Annotated in this window: 15 protein-coding genes; 10 read left to right on the top strand and 5 right to left on the bottom strand. The window is 72.1% G+C overall.

Features of this window, described 5'->3' with window-relative positions:
• Positions 1 to 33 precede the first annotated feature (33 nt).
• Positions 34 to 1026, bottom strand: coding sequence for a TRAP transporter substrate-binding protein (locus tag ACP6CK_RS14740; RefSeq protein ID WP_426959821.1), 993 nt, complete (start codon positions 1024 to 1026; stop codon positions 34 to 36).
• 217 nt (positions 1027 to 1243) lie between these two features.
• Here ACP6CK_RS14740 and ACP6CK_RS14735 point away from each other — a divergent pair, with 217 nt between their 5' ends.
• The 3 genes from ACP6CK_RS14735 to ACP6CK_RS14725 are packed head-to-tail and all read left to right on the top strand — an operon-like array spanning position 1244 to position 3605.
• Positions 1244 to 2383, top strand: a complete 1140-nt coding sequence (locus tag ACP6CK_RS14735; protein WP_426959820.1) for an acyl-CoA dehydrogenase family protein — start codon at positions 1244 to 1246, stop codon at positions 2381 to 2383.
• The gene (locus tag ACP6CK_RS14730; RefSeq protein ID WP_426959819.1) at positions 2380 to 3150 is read left to right on the top strand and encodes a 3-ketoacyl-ACP reductase; all 771 of its coding nucleotides are present in this window, start codon (positions 2380 to 2382) and stop codon (positions 3148 to 3150) included. The genes ACP6CK_RS14735 and ACP6CK_RS14730 overlap by 4 nt, the downstream gene beginning before the upstream one ends.
• Positions 3150 to 3605, top strand: a complete 456-nt coding sequence (locus tag ACP6CK_RS14725) for a MaoC family dehydratase (RefSeq protein ID WP_426959818.1) — start codon at positions 3150 to 3152, stop codon at positions 3603 to 3605. Before ACP6CK_RS14730 ends, ACP6CK_RS14725 begins: the two co-directional genes overlap by 1 nt.
• A 6-nt stretch (positions 3606 to 3611) precedes the next feature.
• On the opposite strand, the gene ACP6CK_RS14720 is transcribed toward ACP6CK_RS14725, so the two are convergent.
• A complete protein-coding gene (locus ACP6CK_RS14720) occupies positions 3612 to 4418 on the bottom strand; it encodes a shikimate dehydrogenase family protein (protein WP_426959817.1) in 807 nt (268 codons plus the stop codon).
• The gene (locus ACP6CK_RS14715; RefSeq protein ID WP_426959816.1) at positions 4415 to 5428 is read right to left on the bottom strand and encodes a Gfo/Idh/MocA family protein; all 1014 of its coding nucleotides are present in this window, start codon (positions 5426 to 5428) and stop codon (positions 4415 to 4417) included. The genes ACP6CK_RS14720 and ACP6CK_RS14715 overlap by 4 nt, the downstream gene beginning before the upstream one ends.
• Positions 5429 to 5530: 102 nt before the next feature.
• Between ACP6CK_RS14715 and ACP6CK_RS14710 the strand changes: the two genes are divergently transcribed.
• Positions 5531 to 7144 carry an ABC transporter substrate-binding protein gene (locus ACP6CK_RS14710; protein WP_426959815.1) on the top strand — a complete coding sequence of 538 codons (1614 nt, stop codon included), beginning with the start codon at positions 5531 to 5533 and terminating at the stop codon, positions 7142 to 7144.
• Between the two features lie 127 nt (positions 7145 to 7271).
• Positions 7272 to 7931: a DUF924 family protein gene (locus ACP6CK_RS14705; protein ID WP_426959814.1), complete on the top strand. Its 660-nt coding sequence runs from the start codon at positions 7272 to 7274 to the stop codon at positions 7929 to 7931.
• Positions 7932 to 7979: 48 nt separating this feature from the next.
• On the opposite strand, the gene ACP6CK_RS14700 is transcribed toward ACP6CK_RS14705, so the two are convergent.
• Both ACP6CK_RS14700 and ACP6CK_RS14695 read right to left on the bottom strand, forming a co-directional pair.
• A complete protein-coding gene (locus ACP6CK_RS14700; protein WP_426959813.1) occupies positions 7980 to 8972 on the bottom strand; it encodes a hydroxyacid dehydrogenase in 993 nt (330 codons plus the stop codon).
• Entirely contained in the window at positions 8969 to 9736 is a 768-nt protein-coding gene (locus ACP6CK_RS14695) for an enoyl-CoA hydratase/isomerase family protein (protein ID WP_426959812.1), read from the bottom strand. The genes ACP6CK_RS14700 and ACP6CK_RS14695 overlap by 4 nt, the downstream gene beginning before the upstream one ends.
• Before the next feature lie 50 nt (positions 9737 to 9786).
• Between ACP6CK_RS14695 and ACP6CK_RS14690 the strand changes: the two genes are divergently transcribed.
• From ACP6CK_RS14690 to ACP6CK_RS14670, 5 genes are all read left to right on the top strand, one after another.
• Entirely contained in the window at positions 9787 to 10821 is a 1035-nt protein-coding gene (locus ACP6CK_RS14690) for an ABC transporter permease (RefSeq protein ID WP_426959811.1), read from the top strand.
• Complete coding sequence (locus tag ACP6CK_RS14685) at positions 10818 to 11723, top strand: ABC transporter permease (protein ID WP_426959810.1); 906 nt, start codon at positions 10818 to 10820, stop codon at positions 11721 to 11723. Before ACP6CK_RS14690 ends, ACP6CK_RS14685 begins: the two co-directional genes overlap by 4 nt.
• Before the next feature lie 13 nt (positions 11724 to 11736).
• Positions 11737 to 13788 carry a dipeptide ABC transporter ATP-binding protein gene (locus tag ACP6CK_RS14680; RefSeq protein ID WP_426959809.1) on the top strand — a complete coding sequence of 684 codons (2052 nt, stop codon included), beginning with the start codon at positions 11737 to 11739 and terminating at the stop codon, positions 13786 to 13788.
• 157 nt (positions 13789 to 13945) lie between these two features.
• Positions 13946 to 15499 (top strand): acyl CoA:acetate/3-ketoacid CoA transferase, encoded by a 1554-nt coding sequence (locus ACP6CK_RS14675; RefSeq protein WP_426959808.1) that lies wholly within the window; start codon positions 13946 to 13948, stop codon positions 15497 to 15499.
• Positions 15496 to 15942, top strand: coding sequence for a MaoC family dehydratase (locus ACP6CK_RS14670; RefSeq protein ID WP_426959807.1), 447 nt, complete (start codon positions 15496 to 15498; stop codon positions 15940 to 15942). Before ACP6CK_RS14675 ends, ACP6CK_RS14670 begins: the two co-directional genes overlap by 4 nt.
• The last annotated feature ends 98 nt before the right edge of the window (positions 15943 to 16040 follow it).

The following is a 16040-nucleotide window of genomic DNA, read 5'->3' as shown; positions in this document are numbered from 1 at the left end:
CCGGGGCCCCCCGCCCCGGCCGGACGCGTCAGGTCAGGACGAGAGGCCGTTGATGCGGTTGAAGATGTTCTCGGCCTCGATCTCCCGCGCGTAGGCCGTCATGACCGGGTCCACCAGCCGCTTCATCTCGGCGCGCTGGATGAACTCCACCCGGCGCAGCTTCCCCTCGCGCTCCAGCCGCTCGAGGATGCCGCTGTCCTCCCGCGATTCCAGCTCGCGGTGGAAGGCGCTCGCCTCCCGCCCCGCGCGGCGGATGGCGGCCTGCAGGTCGTTGGGCAGCCGGTTGAGGGTGGCGACGGAGAAGCAGAGGGGGCGGATGGTGATGGCGTGCTGCGTCATCGAGAGCTCCGGCGCCACCTCGTAGAAGCGCATCTGCTCGACGCCGGCGGCCTCGTTCTCGCCGCCGTCGATGACGTTGTTCTGGATGGCGTTGTAGATCTCGTTGTAGGCGATGACGGTCGGCGACATGCCGATGGCCGTGAAGGTGCGGCTCCAGATCGGGGCGCCCTGCACCCGGACCTTCGTGCCGCGCAGCTCCGCCAGGTTGCGGATGGGACGGCGGAAGAAGATGTTGCGCACGCCGCCGCCGCCGTAGCCGATCATGATGACGCGCGCCCGGCGCTCCACCTCGTCCGAGATCGGCTTGAACAGGTCCTGTTCCACCACCTGGCTCATGTGGGCGAGGTCACGGAAGATGAAGGGCGCGTCGATGAAGGGCGCCGCGCGGGAGAAGGTGGACATGTGCGCGGGGGAGACGACCGCGTAGTCCACGGCGCGTCCCTGGGCCATGTACTCGAAATACTGCTTCTCCAGCCCCAGGGAGCTGTTCTTGTGCAGGGTGAAGTTGATCGGGCGGCCCCAGTACTGGCGTACCAGCTCCTCGAACCGGACCATGGCCTTGGTGTAGGGGTGATCGTCCCCGAACTGGCTCGCGCCGTTCAGGGTGATGGTGCCCTGCGCGCGAACGGGGATGGAGAGGAGGGCAGGCGCGGCCAGCGCGCCGCCCAGAAGGGCCCTGCGGTGCATGGTTGACTCCTTGGACGATTCCCTGGCCGGCGTTGCCCGCCGGTCCCGTGGGGAAGGCTAGACTCGTTCCAGCAAGATTGAAAACCGTTTAGTTACCCGTCATGTCCGGCGGCCGAATTGACCGCTCCCGGGGCTGCCGCCACCCTCCGCGGCGCCGAGGACGCCATCAGCGCCGCCCGGCGGAACGCGGGCCCGGCGCCGGCGGTGGGGAGACGTGATGACCGAGGCCGGCCTGTCCGAGACGCATCTGGCGTTGCGCGACGCCGCGCGCCGCTTCGCCGAGGGCGAGATCGCCCCGCTGGCGGCGGAGCTGGACGAGACGGAGCGGTACCCCGCGGAGCTGTACCGGGAACTGGCGGCGCTCGGTCTGTTCGGGATCACCGTGCCGGAGCCGCTCGGCGGGGCCGGGGGCGACGCCTTGGCTTACGCCCTAGTCATGGAGGAGATTTCGCGCGGCTACGCCTCCGTCGCCGATCAGGTGGGACTGGTGGAGTTGCTGGGGACCCTCCTGTCCCAGCACGGCACGCCGGCGCAGCAGGACGCCTATCTCCGCCCGCTGCTGCGGGCCGAGCGGCGCTGCGCCTATGCGCTGACGGAGGCCGAGGCGGGATCGGACCTGGCCGGGCTGAAGACCACCGCGCGGCGGGACGGCGAGGGCTGGGTGCTGGATGGCGCGAAGCTCTGGATCCACAACGCGCCGGTGGCGGATTTCGCGGCCGTGCTCTGCCGCACCGATCCGGCGGCGGGGCATCGCGGCATGTCCATCCTGCTGGTGGACCTTGACCGCCCCGGCGTCACGCGGGACCGCAAGGAGCATAAGATGGGCCAGCGCGCCTCCCCGGTAGGCGGGCTGCGCTTCGAGGGCGTGCGGCTGCCGGCCGACGCGATGCTGGGCCCGGAGGGACGCGGCTTCCACATGATGATGTCCGTACTGGACAAGGGCCGCATCGGCATCGCGGCGCTGGCGGTCGGCATCCTGGCCGCGGCGCTGGAGGACAGCATCGCCTACGCGAAGCAGCGCAGGCAGTTCGGGCAGGCGATCGCCGATTTCCAGGCGGTGCAGTGGATGATCGCCGACATGGCGAAGGACGCGCACGCCGCGCGGCTGATGGTGCACCACGCCGCCCGCATCCTGGATTCCGGCGGCCGCGCGACGCTGGAGGCGAGCATGGCGAAGTGCTTCGCCTCCGATGCCGCGGTGGCGCGGACGGCGGATGCGGTACAGATCCATGGCGGCTCTGGCTACATCCGCGGCGTGCGGGTGGAGCGGCTGTTCCGCGATGCCAAGATCACGCAGATCTATGAGGGGACGAATCAGGTGCAGCGGATGATCATGGCGCGGACGCTGCTGGCATGAGCGCGCGTCCGGCGGCCCTCGTCACCGGGGCACGGCGCGGCATCGGGCGAGCCACCTGCGCCGCGCTCGCGGCACGCGGCTTCGACATCGTGGGGACTGACATCAGCGACGACGGCGCGGCGGAGACCGCCGCCGCCGTCGAGGCGGCCGGCGGCCGCTTCGCCTTCCAGGCCGCCGATGTCGCGGCGCTGGACGGCCATGCGGCGCTGCTGGATTCCGCCTGGAACGCCTTCGGCGGGCTCGAGTGCCTGGTGAACAACGCCGGCGTCGGCGCGATGCGCCGCGGCGACCTGCTGGAGGTGACGCCGGAGTCCTGGGACCGCGCCTTCAACGTAAATGTCCGCGCAGGCTTCTTCCTCTCGCAGGCGGTGGCGCGGCGGATGGTCGCGGACGGGGCGCCGCGCCGGGGGGCGCGCAGCATCGTCTTCGTCTCCTCCGCCAACGCGACCCTCGCCTCGCCGGAGCGGGGGGAATACGCGGCCTCCAAGTCCGCCGTCTCCATGGTGGCGCGGGTCTTCGCCCTGCGGCTGGCGGAGGAGGGGATCGCCGTGCACGAGATCCGTCCCGGCGTCATCCGCACGGACATGACCGCGCCCGTCGCCGCCCGCTACGACGAGCGGATCGCCGCCGGCCTCTCCCCCATCCGCCGCTGGGGCGAGCCGGAGGATGTCGGCCGCACCATCGCCGCGCTGGCCGGCGGCGACCTGCCCTTCAGCACCGGCGATGCCTTCCACGTGGATGGCGGCCTGCATGTGGGACGCCTGTGATGGCCGAGGTCCATGACGACTGGCTGCACTACGACGACATCGAGGAAGGCCTGAGCTGGGAGACCGGCGGCATCACCGTGACGGAGGCGCACATCCTCGCCTTCGCCGGTCTGTCCGGCGACTTCTACGACCTGCACGTGGATGACGACTACGCGCGCTCCCTCGGCTTTCCGGGGAAGGTGGCGCACGGGCTGCTCGGCCTGGCGCTGGCGGACGGGCTGAAGAACCGCGCGCGGGTGCGGCTGGCGGCCATCGTCTCGATGAACTGGCGCTGGACCTTCACGGCGCCGATCCTGGCCGGGGACCGCATCGCCGCGACCATCCGCGTGATCTCCAAGCGCCCGACGCGCCGGCCGGAGCGCGGCATCGTCACCGTGGAGTTCGACCTGCGGAACGGGCGCGGGGAGACGGTGCAGAAGGGCGAGAACGACATGATGGTGCACCGGCGGGTCTGAGCGGGCTCAAACCCCCGGCGTCTCCCACCCTTCGATTCCGAGATAGGCCGCGGCCAGCCGCGCCTGTCCCTCGTGCATCGCGCGCCCCGTGACCGTCGCGCAGCCCGCGGCGCGGGCGGCGGCGATCAGGGGCGTCACCTCCGGATTCGGGATGACGTCCGCCACCACCTGGGACGGGCGCAGGCCCGCGGGGTCGAAGGGCATCGGGTCGCCCTCCCGCAACCCCAGCGGCGTGGCGTTCACGACGATGTCGTGGCCCCGGAGGTCGGGGTCGCCGGCTGCCGCAGAAAGGCCGGGGTATTCGAGCGACGCGGCCAGGATGGCGGCGCGGCCGGGAGCGGCATCGTGCAAGGTGAGGCGTGCGGCCCCGGCGCGGGCCAGGGCATGGGCGATGGCGCGACCGGCAGCGCCGCATCCCACCTGCAGGATCCGCGCCCCACGAACCGCGTGTCCCGCGCGCTCCAGCCCGTCCCGGAAGCCCTCGCCGTCGAACATCTCGCCCTCCCAGCCGCCCTCGGCCCGGCGGCGGACGGTGTTCACGGTCCCGGTGCGCGCGGCCGTCGGGCCCAACGCGTCGAGCAGGGGGATCACCGCCTCCTTGTGCGGCATGGTGATCACCAGCCCGTCCAGGTTGCGCAGGGCGGTCAGGCCGGGCCAGGCGGCGGAGAGCTCGCCCGCCGGCACCTCGAAGGCGATGAAGACCGCGTCCCGGCCCAGCCGCGCGAAAGCGGCGTTGAACAGGGCCGGGGAGCGCAGCGGCGCGACGGGATCGCCCACGATGGCCATCAGGCGGGTGCGGCCGGTGATGCTCATGCGCGGCGCGCCGAATCGGCCAGGATCGCCTCGATCAGCCGCTGCACGGGCAGGGCGGAGCGGGCGCTGTTCATCGGCTCGCGGCCGGCCTCGATCGCGTCCACCATCTCCGCCATGACAGCGCGATGGGGGCCGTGGTCGAAGGCCATGGGATCGGACCCGCCGCCGCCGGAGCCCTCCTGGCCGAAGACCTCGGGCGGTGCGCCGTCGGCACCGTGCAGTTCGAGGCGGTGGGCGGCGAGCACCGCCGAACCCTTCGTGCCGGCGATCTCGATCCGCTCGGGGAAGCCGGGGCGGGCGACGCTCGTGGCATCCAGCGCGCCGATCGCGCCGCTCTCGAAGCGCAGGGCCGCGGCCACGATGTCCTCCGTGTCGATCCGACGCAGCGGGGAGGTGACCGCAAAGCCGGTGGCGTCCCGCACCGGGCCCATCAAGTGCAGCAGCAGGTCCAGCGTGTGGATGGCCTGGGTCAGCAGCACGCCGCCGCCGTCCCGCGCCATGGTGCCACGCCCGGCCTGGGCGAAATAGGCATCGTCCCGCCACCAGCGGATGCTGGCGGAGGCCGAGAGCGGCGTGCCGAGCGCGCCGGAATCGAGCGCCTGCTTCAGCCGCAGCGCGGCGGGGCGGAAGCGGTGCTGGAAGACGACGCCGCAGCGCCGCCCCGCGGCTTCGGCCGCCGCGGCCAGCGCCTCTCCGCGCGCGACCGTCACCTCGATGGGCTTCTCGACCAGCACGTGCTTTCCCGCGGCGAAGGCGGCCTGCGACACGGGCAGATGCGTGCCGGGTGGGGAGAGCACGAGGACGAGGTCGAGGCCCGGCTGGGCCAGCAGCTCCGCCTGGTCGGCGAAGGCGGGGGCGTTCCAGCGGGCGGCGAAGGCGTCCCGCCGCGTGGCAGAGGGGGCGTGGCCGCCGATGATCCGCACCCGGCCGGCGGCCTCCAGCTCCCGCAGGCCTAGCATGTGCGGCGCGATGGCCATCCCCAGGCCGATGAGGCCCACCCCGACAGGCATTCCGCCCTTCCTCCCTGACCACTTCCCAAGGGATGCGGCGGCGACCTATCGTCCGGCCCCAGCGATCCGGCGCGAAGGTCGGACGGCTTCAGGGAAAAGTCCATGACCGTGATGTCCCTCTCCCGCCGCGATCTCGCGCGGCTTCTCGGTGCCTCCGCGGCGCTGCTTCCGATGCTGCCGGGCGGGAAGGCGCTGGCGCAGGGGCGGCGCGACACGCTGGTGATCGGCATCGACATCAGCGATACCATCACCTTCGATCCCGTGCGGCAGGCGCAGTACACGCCGCCGCTGACCCTGGCCGCCTGCTACGATTCGCTGCTCACGCTGGAGCCGAACGACCTCGTCAATCCCAAGCCCTCCCTCGCCACCGCCTGGGCGCGCACGCCGGACGGCAATGGCTGGCGCTTCACCCTGCGGCAGGGCGTGAAGTTCGCCTCCGGCGCGACGATGACGGCGGAGGACGTGAAGTTCACCTTCGACCGCCTGCTCAACATGAAGGAGCAGACGCAGCAGTACCTGAAGGCGCTGGACCGCGTGGAGATCGTGGACGCGAACACCGTCGACTTCGTCCTCAACTCTCCGAATGCGCCGGTCCTGTCCATCCTGTGCAACCCGGGCTGCGCCATCATGGAGAAGGCGGTGCTGCGCCAGCACGGCGGCACGGACGCGGCGGATGCGAAGGATTCGGACAAGGCGACGGAGTGGCTGAACGGCAACTCCGCCGGCACCGGCCCCTACCGCCTGACGCGGTGGGAGCGGAACGGGCAGATCCTGCTCCAGCGCAACCCCAACCACTGGCGCGGGGCGCCGGCCTTCGAGCGGGTGGTGATCCGGCACCTGTCCGACAGCGCGGCGCAGCTCCTGGCGGTGCGGCGGGGCGACGTGCACGCGGCCTTCAACCTCATCCCCGAGCAGATCGCGACGCTGCGGGGCGATGCGAATGTGCGCGTGGACCGGCTGCCCAGCCTCGACCACGTCTACATGGCGCTGACGCAGAACCCCGCCGCCAACCCGGTGCTGGCGAAGAAGGAGGCGCGGCACGCGATCGGCTACGCCATCGACTATGACGGCATCCTCGGCAGCCTGCTGGGCGGGACCGCGCTGCGGCCCGCGCACTTCCTGCCCATCGGCGTGAATGGCAGCACGGAGGCCATCGCGCGCGAGATCGGCTTCCGCCAGGACCTGAACCGGGCCCGCCAGCTCCTCCAGGCCGCCGGCGTGCCGGACGGGTTCGAGATGGAGATCGCCTATGGCCAGGCGGCGGTCGCGGGCATCTCCTACCAGGTGCTGGGGCAGAAGCTGCAGGCGGACCTCGGGCGCGTCGGCATCCGCGTGCGGCTGAACCCGATGGATCAGGTGAACCTGCGCACCGTCTACACCACCGGCCGGATGCAGGGCGGGCTGCTGACCTTCTGGAACCCGCCGGCCGTCTCCAACGACCTCTGGGCGAGCGCGGTGGTGGAGCGCGTGGCGCGCCGCGTGGGCTGGGACGTGCCGCAGGAGATGACGGACCTGACCAAGCGCGCCGCGGAGGAGCAGGACCTGGCCAAGGCCGCCGAGCTCTGGGTGGAGTGGCAGCGGAAGGCGGTGGACCAGGCGAACCACTTCGTCCTGTTCCAGCCGATCTACCAGATCGCGGTCCGCAATACGGTGAAGGACTTCCCGCTGACGGCCGCCGGATGGCAGCTCGACACGGGCAAGGTGACGCTCGCCTGACCAACTGGTGGGGCCGGGCGCATCCCGGCCCCACCGCATGGCCGGTTCCCCGCGGGACATCCTGCCGGCCGGCCTGATCCTACCGTCCTGCGCATCGGGTCTCGGCCCGGATGAAGGATCAGGACGGATGACCAAGCGCATGGACCCGCAGGCGGTGCTGGATTTCTGGTTCCCACCGGGGTTGGAGACGGCGGGGATCCAGGCCCACGCGCGAATGTTCGGCTGGTGGTTCGGCGGCGGCGCCAACGCCGCGCTCCCGCCCTTCGAGCCGCTGGTGAAGGACGCGCTGACCGGCCGGCTGGACGGCTGGGCCGGAACGGCTTGGGGACGGCTCTCCCTCATCATCGTCCTGGATCAGTTCACCCGCGGTCTCGCCGGCCCGGTGCCGGCCGCCTATGCCGGCGACGCCAGGGCTCTGGAACTGGCGGAAGAAGGCCTGCGCAACGGCGACTTCGACGTGCTGGCCCATCCCTGGGAGCGCACCTTCCTCCTCATGCCTCTCGTCCATGCCGAGGGAGCGGACCACGTGGCGCGCATGGAGCGCATGCTGGCCCTCTGCGCCATCATCCGCCAGGACGCGCCCGCGCATCTCCGCCCGCTCTACGAGGGTTCGGACGAGCGCGTGCGGGAATACTTGGACGTCATCCGCCGGTACGGCCACTTCCCCCACCGCAACGCGATCCTGGGGCGGGACTCCACCCCGGCGGAGCGGGACTACCTCGCGCGCGGCGACTTCCCGCACCTGCGGCCACCCCCGGCCGTGGCGGCGCTGCTGCAGGTGGCCTGAGATCCGGGGAGCGGCGCCGCTTCCGCGCCGCGGCCCGGTGTCGAAGGATCAGCCGATCCCGAGGCGCCGCAGCCGATGCGCCGCCTCGGCGTTCACCGCGCCCTCCGGCAGCTTTCCTGCCGCCAACGCCGCCACCTGACGCACGGTGTCCATCGCCTGGTGCTCCGCCGCCTCGGGCGTCAGGCCTGCGAGGTGGGGCGTGGCGATCACGTCGGGCCGCGCCGCGAGGCGGGGGGAGGGCATCTGGTCCGGCGCGCGGCCCACATCCATGGCCGCGCCGGCGAGATGGCCCGATTCGAGCGCGGCCTCCAGCGCCGCCTCGTCCACGAGCTCGCCGCGGGAGAGATTGATGAAGTAGGCCCCTTCCCGCATGGCGGCGAAGGCCCGCGCGTTCATCAGGTTGGCCGTCTCCGGATTGGAGATCGCGAGGCAGACAACGAAGTCGGCGCCGGACAGCACCCCCTCGAGCGGGGCGGCGGTGATGCCGGGGGCCTCGGGCGTGGCGTGGGGATCGTGGACGAGGACGCGCATGCCGATGGCGCGGGCGATCTCGGCCAGACGGCGGGCGATACGGCCGTAGCCGACGAGGCCGAGGGTGGAGGCGTCCAGCTGCTTGCCGGCGCGGGGCAGGGGGATCTCGCCGCGGTGATAGGCTTCGGCGGAGCGGGTCATGCCGCGAGCCAGGTCCACGATCATGCCGATGCCGAGCTCGGCGACCGATTGCACGAAGCCCGGCGTGGCGCGGGTGACGAGGATGCCCTGCGCCGAGGCAGCGGCAACGTCCACCGTGCTGATGTCCACGGCGCAGCGGTGGAAGGCGACGAGATCCGGCGTGTTGGCGAAGGTCGCCGCCGTGCCGGGGGAGCCGCGATAGGCGATGATGGCCTGGCATCCCCGCGCGGCCTCGGCCAGCTCCTCGTCCCGCAGGTCGCGGTCGGTGGGGTTGCGGACGACCTCCGCGTGCTTCTGCAACTCGGCCAGGGCGCGGTTGCCGAAATAGCCGGGGAAGGTGTCGGTGCCGTGGGAGAGGAAGACCTTCATCGGCTGAACTCCGCGGGACGCTTCTCGTTGAAGGCGCGAATGCCCTCCAGGTGGTCGCCGGCGGAGAAGCAGAGCACGTTCATCTCGTTCTCATAGACCAGCCCGGCCGAGAGCGGTGCCTCCAGCGCCATCCGCATCGCCGCCTTCACGGACTGGACCGCGACGGGGCTCAGCCCGGCCAGCTTGCGCGCGATCTCCCGCGCGCGGTCCAGCAGGGCGGCCTGGGGCACGACCTCCTCCACGATGCCCAGGCGCAGCGCCTCCGCCGCGTCGATCGGGTCGCCCAGCATCAGCAGGCGCGCCGCCTTCCCCTGGCCGATCAGCCGGGGCAGGAGCTGTGAGGCGCCGCCTCCGCCCACCCATCCCCGCTGCACCTCCGGGAAGCCCAGGCGCATCGTTTCCGACCCCACTCGCAGGTCGGCGGAGAGCGCCGTCTCCGCCCCGCCGCCAAGGGTCCAGCCCTGCAGCGCCGCGACCACCGGCTTGCGGATGTTCCGGACTGCCGTGGCGTACTCGATCCTGTTCCGGAAGTGCCAGGCGGAAGGATAGGCGGCTAGGGCGTTCAGGTCGCTGCCGGCGCAGAAGGCCCGCTCGCCCTCCCCGCGGACGAGAACGGCGCGGACCGCATCGTCCGAATCCAGGGCGCGGGCATGGTCGAGCAGGCGCTTGGCCATGGTGGGGGTGACGGCGTTGTGCTTGGCCGGCCGGTCCAGGACCAGTTCCGCCACCCCGTCCGCGACCTCCAGCCGAACATCCCCGTCCATGCCGTTTTCCCCCTCGTCTTGATCGCCTGTGTCGGACAGGCGCAGGATGGATGCAACACAGGGGGTTCGTCCGCGTGCCGCGTTACATCGCCACGCGACTGCTTGCGGCTGTCGCCATGGCGGTGCTCGCGAGTCTGGTCGTGTTCCTCATCTCCGCGCTGGTGCCGGGCGATCCGGTGCTGGCGCAGCTCGGCGACATCGCCGCCAGCAATCCGGCCACGGTGGCGGAATGGCGGGCCAAGTGGGGCCTCGATCTGCCCCTGTGGGAACGCTACGGCATCTTCCTGAACGGGCTGGTGCACGGCGACCTCGGCATCTCCATCGCCACGCGCCGCCCGGTGCTGGAGGACATCGTCCAGTACGCCCCCGCCACGGTGGAGCTGGCGACCGTCTCCTTCCTGCTGGCGCTGGGGATCGGCATCCCGCTGGGGATCGCGGCGGCGGTGTGGCGGGACACGCCGGTGGATTCGGCGGCCCGTGCCATCTCCCTGCTGGGGGTCTCGGCACCGACCTTCTGGCTGGCCTTCATCATGCTGGCGATCTTCTACGGCGGCCTGGAATGGGCGCCGGGACCCGGACGGATGGACCCCATCGCCTTCCCCCCGGAGGGCCCGACCGGCCTCTTCCTGATCGACACGCTGGTGGCCCGGGACTGGGAGAGCTTCTGGGATGCCGCAGCGCATCTCGTTCTGCCCTCCATCGTGCTGGCGGCGGCGACGGTCGGGCTGATCACCCGCACCACCCGCGCGGCGATGCTGGACAGCCTCGGACAGGATTACGTCCGCGTGTCCCGCGCCAAAGGGCTGAAGGAGCGGGTGATCGTGCTGCGCCACGCCCTGCCGAACGCGCTTGTGCCGGTGGTGACGCTGGGCGGCCTGGCCTACGCCAACCTGCTGGCGGGGGCGGTGATGACGGAGACGGTCTTCGCCTGGCCGGGGCTGGGGCGCTACACCTTCCGCTCCGCGGCGGCGCTCGACTTCCCGGCGATCATGGGGATCACGCTCGTGGTCTCCGCCACCTACCTGCTGGTGAACCTCCTGGTGGATCTCTCCTACGCCGCCCTTGACCCGCGGGTGCGCCGGTGAGCGCGGGCGCCATCCCGCCGGCGGCGATCCCACCGGGCACCCTCCCGGCCGCCGTCATCATGCCGAAGCCGCGGCCGCGCTGGCGGCGGCGCCTGCGGCGCTACGGGCCGGCCTGGGCGGGCGGGGCGATCGTGATCGCCTGGATCCTGGTCGCGATCCTCGCGCCCTGGATCTCTCCCTATCCGCCGGATGCGCAGGATGTGGTGAACCGGCTGCAGGCGCCCTCAGCCGCCCACTGGCTGGGGACGGACGTGCTGGGGCGGGACGTCTTCTCCCGCCTGCTGCACGGCGCGCGGCTGTCCCTGCTGGCGGGCTTCACGGTCGTGCTGCTCGGCGCCGCCATCGGCACCACGGTCGGCATCGTCGCGGCCTGGGCGCGCGGCTGGGTGGATGAGGCGCTGATGCGCCTGACCGATCTCGTCCTCTGCTTCCCGCCGATCATCCTGGCGCTGGCCATCGCGGCGGCGCTGGGGATCGGGACCACCAACACGATCCTCGCGATGCTGGTGGTGTGGTGGCCGAAATTCGCGCGCCTCGGCCGTGCCCTGGCGCTGGTGCAGCGCAGCCAGGAATACGTGGAGGCGGCGACGGTGCTGGGCCTGAAGCCCCGCCGCATCCTGGCGCGCCATATCCTGCCGAACACGATGGGACCGCTGGCCGTTCTCGTCACGCTCGACCTCGGCAACGCGATCCTGACCTTCGCGGGCCTCTCCTTCCTCGGCCTAGGCGTGGTGCCGCCCACGCCGGAATGGGGGTCCATGGTGGCAGAGGGGCGCGAACTGGTGGAGCAGTGGTGGGTCGCCGCCTTCCCCGGCCTCGCCATCCTGACGGTCGTCGTCGGCTTCAACTTCTGCGGCGACGGGCTGCGCGACTGGCTCGATCCCAAGGCCCGTTCCCGATGAAGGCTCCCCGCTGATGGACGGTTCGCTGCCGACGCGGGAGGACGTGTCCCGCACCACGACGCCGGTGCTGGAGGTGGAGGACCTCCGCACCGTGTTCCTGACCGATGCCGGCCCGGTGCGGGCGGTGGACGGGGTGTCCTTCTCCGTCGGACCGGGCGAAACGCTGGGGATCGTCGGGGAGAGCGGATCGGGCAAGAGCGTCACCGCCCTGTCCCTGCTGCGCCTGCTGGAGGAGCCGGCGCGAATCGTCGGCGGCGCCATCCGCTTCCAGGGGCAGGACGTGCTGAAGATGCGCGGCTCCGAGCTTCGTGCCTGGCGCGGCGACCGGGCGTCCATGGTGTTCCAGGACCCGATGGCCGGCCTCAACCCGGTGATCCGCATCCTGCGCCAGGTGTCGGAGCACATGATCTCGCACGGCCGCCAGACGCCCGCGAAGGCGAAGGTGCGGGCGGTGGAGCTGCTGCGGCGCATGGGCGTCGCGGCGCCGGAGCGCGCGGCTGCCTCCTTTCCGCACCAGTTCTCCGGCGGGATGCGGCAGCGCGTGATGCTGTCCATCGGCGTCGCGAACGACCCGGTGCTGCTCATCGCCGATGAGCCGACGACGGCGCTCGACGTGACGATCCAGGCGCAGATCCTGGACCTGCTGCGCAACCTGAACGCCGAATTCGGCACGGCGATCATCCTCATCTCGCACGACCTCGGCGTGATCGGCACGGTCTGCCGCCGCGTGGCCGTGATGTACGCCGGAGAGGTGGTGGAGGAGGCCGAGACAACGGCCGTCCTCACCGACCCGCGCCACCCCTATTCCTGGGCGTTGGTGAATGCGGTGCCGCGGCTGGACAGCCCGCCAGGCGCGCGGCTGGTCAGCATCGAGGGCGCCCCACCGGATGCGCTGAACCCGCCCAAGGCCTGCCGCTTCCTCGCGCGCTGTCCCTTCTCCATCTCCCGCTGCGGGCAGGAGCACCCGCCGCTGATGGAGGTGGCGCCGGGCCGCCGCGCCCGCTGCTGGGTGACCGCGGATGGCCGCCCCCTGCCTCCGCCGCCGGTCGCCGCGGAGGCCGCCAAGCGCGAGCTGTCCGAGGACACGAGCCCGCTGCTGGAGGCGACGGGGCTGGTGAAGCACTTCCCCGGCGCCCGGAACGGCTTCTTCGGCCCGCGCGCCGTGGTGCACGCGGTGAACGGCGTGGACCTGCGCCTAGCCCGCGGCGAGAGCCTCGGCATCGTGGGGGAGAGCGGCTGCGGCAAGTCCACCCTCGCGCGGCTGGTGACGCGCCTGCACGAGCCGACCGCCGGCACCGTCCGGTTCGAGGGGCGGGACATTACCCACGCCAGCGCCGCCGAGATGCGGCCGCTGCGCCCGCGCCTGCAGATGGTCTTCCAGGACCCCTACGCCTCCCTGAACCCGCGCATGCGCGTGCGCGACATCCTCGCAGAGCCGTTGATGGAGCATGGCCGCGCCGCGAGCCGGGCCGAGGCCGACCGCCGCGTGCTGGACCTGATGGCGACGGTGGGGCTGAAGCCGGAATGGGCCGCGCGCTTCCCCCACGAATTCTCCGGCGGGCAGCGGCAGCGCGTCTCGATCGCCCGCGCCCTGGCGCTGGACCCGGCGCTGGTGGTGGCGGACGAGCCGGTCTCGGCGCTCGACGTGAACGTGCAAGCGCAGGTGCTGAACCTGATGCTGGACCTGCGGCAGCGGCTCGGCCTCTCCTACCTCTTCATCGCGCACGACCTCGCCGTGGTGCGTGCCTTCTGCGACCGCGTGGCCGTGATGTATCTGGGCCGCGTGGTGGAGGAAGGGCCGGCGATCGCCCTCTTCGCCCGGCCGCTGCATCCCTACACCGTCGCGCTGACGAGCGCCGTGCCGGAGCCGGGGCGGGAGCGGATCGTGCTGGGCGGGGAGCCGCCCTCGACGCTGAAGCTGCCGACGGGCTGCGTGTTCCGGGCACGCTGCCCCGTGGCCCAGCCGCGCTGCGAGGAACCGCCGCCCCTGGCGGAGGTCGAGAGCGGGCGGCGCGTGGCCTGTCATTTCCCCGGGGCCTTCGCACCACCAGGAAGGTCGGGGTAGCGGCGCAGGCAGTGCCTTCGCCCCCCGAGCCCCCTCCTTCTTTTATCAGGCTGCCGCGGAACAGTTCTGCATCGTGCCGCGGCAGCCTGACAAAGATAGAGGGGGGGCCGGGGGGATCCCTTCCCCCGGCCTTTTCCTTCTCCGAGAGCGTCCAAGCATGAAGCAAATCACCGCCGCCCAGGCCGCCGCGCTGCTGAAGGACGGGGACACGCTGCTGATCGGCGGCTCCGGCGGCGGCCATGCCGTGCCGGACGCGCTGCTGGCCGCGGTGGGGGAGCGGTTCCGCACGACCGGCGCGCCGCGCGGGATTACTGCCGTGCACCCGGTGGGCCTCGGCGACGGCAAGACGCGCGGCGCCGGGCACCTGGCGCAGAAGGGGCTGCTGAAGCGCGTCGCGTCCGGCACCTTCGTGAACTCGCCGGGCATCGCGCGGCTGGCGCTGGACGAGGAGATCGAGGCCTACACCATGCCGCAGGGCGCCATGTCGCAGCTCATGCGGGAGATGGCGGCGGGACGGCCGGGCCTGCTCACGAAGACCGGCCTGCACACCTTCGTGGACCCTCGGATCGGCGGCGCGCGGCAGAGCCAGCGCGCGACCGAGGACCTGATCGAGGTCGTGCAGTTCCGGGGGGAGGAATATCTTTTCTACAAGCCCTACGACGTGAACGTCGCCTTCGTGCGCGGCTCGGCCGCGGACGAGGACGGCAACATCTCGATGGAGCACGAGGCCGTCACGCTGGAGATGCTGAGCATCGCCCAGGCCGCGCGGCGCTGCGGCGCGATCGTCGTGGCGCAGGTGAAGTCGATCGTGCCGCGCGGCTCCATCCACCCGAAGATGGTGAAGGTGCCGGGCATCCTGGTGGACGCCGTCGTGGTGGACCCGGATCAGTGGCAGACCTACGAGACCCAGGACAGCCCCGCCTATTCCGGGCACGTGCGCGTCGCGCTGGAGGACATCCCGCGCCTGCCGGCCGGCCCACGGCGCGTGGTGGCGCGGCGCGGTGCGCTGGAGCTGTTCGAGGGCGCGATCTGCAACCTCGGCTCCGGCATCTCCACGGGCATCGCGAACGTGGCGGCGGAGGAGGGCGTGCTCCGCCGCATCTGCCTGACCAACGAGCAGGGCAACATCGGCGGCGCCCCGGCCAGCGGCAACGAGGCGGGCGCGGCCATGAGCCCGGACGCGCAGATCGACCAGCCCTACCAGTTCGACTTCTACGACGGCGGCGGGCTGGACCTCGCCTTCCTCTCCTTCGCGGAGTTCGACGCGGAGGGGAACGTGAACGTCTCCCGCTTCGGTGGGCGGATCGTGGGGCCGGGCGGCTTCATCAACATCAGCCAGGGCGCCGGCACCTGCATCTTCGGCGGCACGCTGACGGCCGGCGGTGCGCCGAAGGCCGTGCAGCAGGTCGAGCAGATCACCTTCTCTGGCCGCTACGCGGGGGAGCGCGGGCAGCGCGTGCTCTATGTGACGGAGCGCGCGGTGTTCCGCCTGGATGGGGGCGGGCCGGAGCTGATCGAGATCGCCCCCGGCGCCGACCTGGAGAATGACGTGATCGCGGCGATGGCCTTCCGCCCGCGCGTCTCCCCGAACCTGCGACGGATGGACGAGGCCCTCTTCGCCGAAGGGCCGATGGGCCTGGCCTCCCGGCTGCCGGGACGGCCGGCGCGCCCGGCGCTGGACCGCTTCGCCCCTGCGCAGGCGGCGGAATGACGGGCTGCCCGACCTTCCTCTCGGTCGGAGAGCGCGCGGAGTTCGGCCGCACGCTCTCCGCCGCCGATATCGCCGCCTTCGCGGAGCTCAGCGGGGACCATGATCCCGTCCATGTGGACGCGGCGTTCGCTTCGCGCACGGCCTTCGGGCGGATCATCGCGCACGGGGCGCTGGTGATGGGGCTGCTCTCCACCACCGCCTCCATGATGTCCCGCCGCTCGGTGGAGCGCGGGAGCCCGGGAACGCCCGTCTCAGCCGGCTATGATCGCATCCGGTTCACGCGGCCGGTCTTCGCCGGCGACGCGCTGACTGCCCGCTACGTGATCGAGGAGGTGGACGACGCCCGCGGCCGCACCCGCTCGCGGGTGGAGGTGGTGAACGGGGCGGGGGAGACCTGCCTCGTCGGCACGCATATCCTCGCCTGGGTGCGCGCTCCCGCCTGAGCCCCTCTCAGGGGTGCGGCGGTGTGTTTCAGTTCCGTGAAGATGGGATGGCGGCCGATTGTCCCAGCGTTTCCGCCCCAGCATGGTCCGCGCGCCCG

Source organism: Muricoccus radiodurans, from assembly GCF_050154705.1.
Lineage (GTDB): Bacteria > Pseudomonadota > Alphaproteobacteria > Acetobacterales > Acetobacteraceae > Roseomonas > Roseomonas radiodurans.
The sequence above is the reverse complement of the archived record's forward strand: the minus strand, read 5'-3'. Positions and strand labels throughout refer to the sequence as shown.

Coding starts and splice junctions, on each gene's coding strand:
- ACP6CK_RS14740 (WP_426959821.1), bottom strand. CDS start 1,026: ATGCACCGCAGGGCCCTTCTGGGCGGCGCGCTGGCCGCGCCTGCCCTC.
- ACP6CK_RS14735 (WP_426959820.1), top strand. CDS start 1,244: ATGACCGAGGCCGGCCTGTCCGAGACGCATCTGGCGTTGCGCGACGCC.
- ACP6CK_RS14730 (WP_426959819.1), top strand. CDS start 2,380: ATGAGCGCGCGTCCGGCGGCCCTCGTCACCGGGGCACGGCGCGGCATC.
- ACP6CK_RS14725 (WP_426959818.1), top strand. CDS start 3,150: ATGGCCGAGGTCCATGACGACTGGCTGCACTACGACGACATCGAGGAA.
- ACP6CK_RS14720 (WP_426959817.1), bottom strand. CDS start 4,418: ATGAGCATCACCGGCCGCACCCGCCTGATGGCCATCGTGGGCGATCCC.
- ACP6CK_RS14715 (WP_426959816.1), bottom strand. CDS start 5,428: ATGCCTGTCGGGGTGGGCCTCATCGGCCTGGGGATGGCCATCGCGCCG.
- ACP6CK_RS14710 (WP_426959815.1), top strand. CDS start 5,531: ATGACCGTGATGTCCCTCTCCCGCCGCGATCTCGCGCGGCTTCTCGGT.
- ACP6CK_RS14705 (WP_426959814.1), top strand. CDS start 7,272: ATGACCAAGCGCATGGACCCGCAGGCGGTGCTGGATTTCTGGTTCCCA.
- ACP6CK_RS14700 (WP_426959813.1), bottom strand. CDS start 8,972: ATGAAGGTCTTCCTCTCCCACGGCACCGACACCTTCCCCGGCTATTTC.
- ACP6CK_RS14695 (WP_426959812.1), bottom strand. CDS start 9,736: ATGGACGGGGATGTTCGGCTGGAGGTCGCGGACGGGGTGGCGGAACTG.
- ACP6CK_RS14690 (WP_426959811.1), top strand. CDS start 9,787: ATGCAACACAGGGGGTTCGTCCGCGTGCCGCGTTACATCGCCACGCGA.
- ACP6CK_RS14680 (WP_426959809.1), top strand. CDS start 11,737: ATGGACGGTTCGCTGCCGACGCGGGAGGACGTGTCCCGCACCACGACG.
- ACP6CK_RS14675 (WP_426959808.1), top strand. CDS start 13,946: ATGAAGCAAATCACCGCCGCCCAGGCCGCCGCGCTGCTGAAGGACGGG.
- ACP6CK_RS14670 (WP_426959807.1), top strand. CDS start 15,496: ATGACGGGCTGCCCGACCTTCCTCTCGGTCGGAGAGCGCGCGGAGTTC.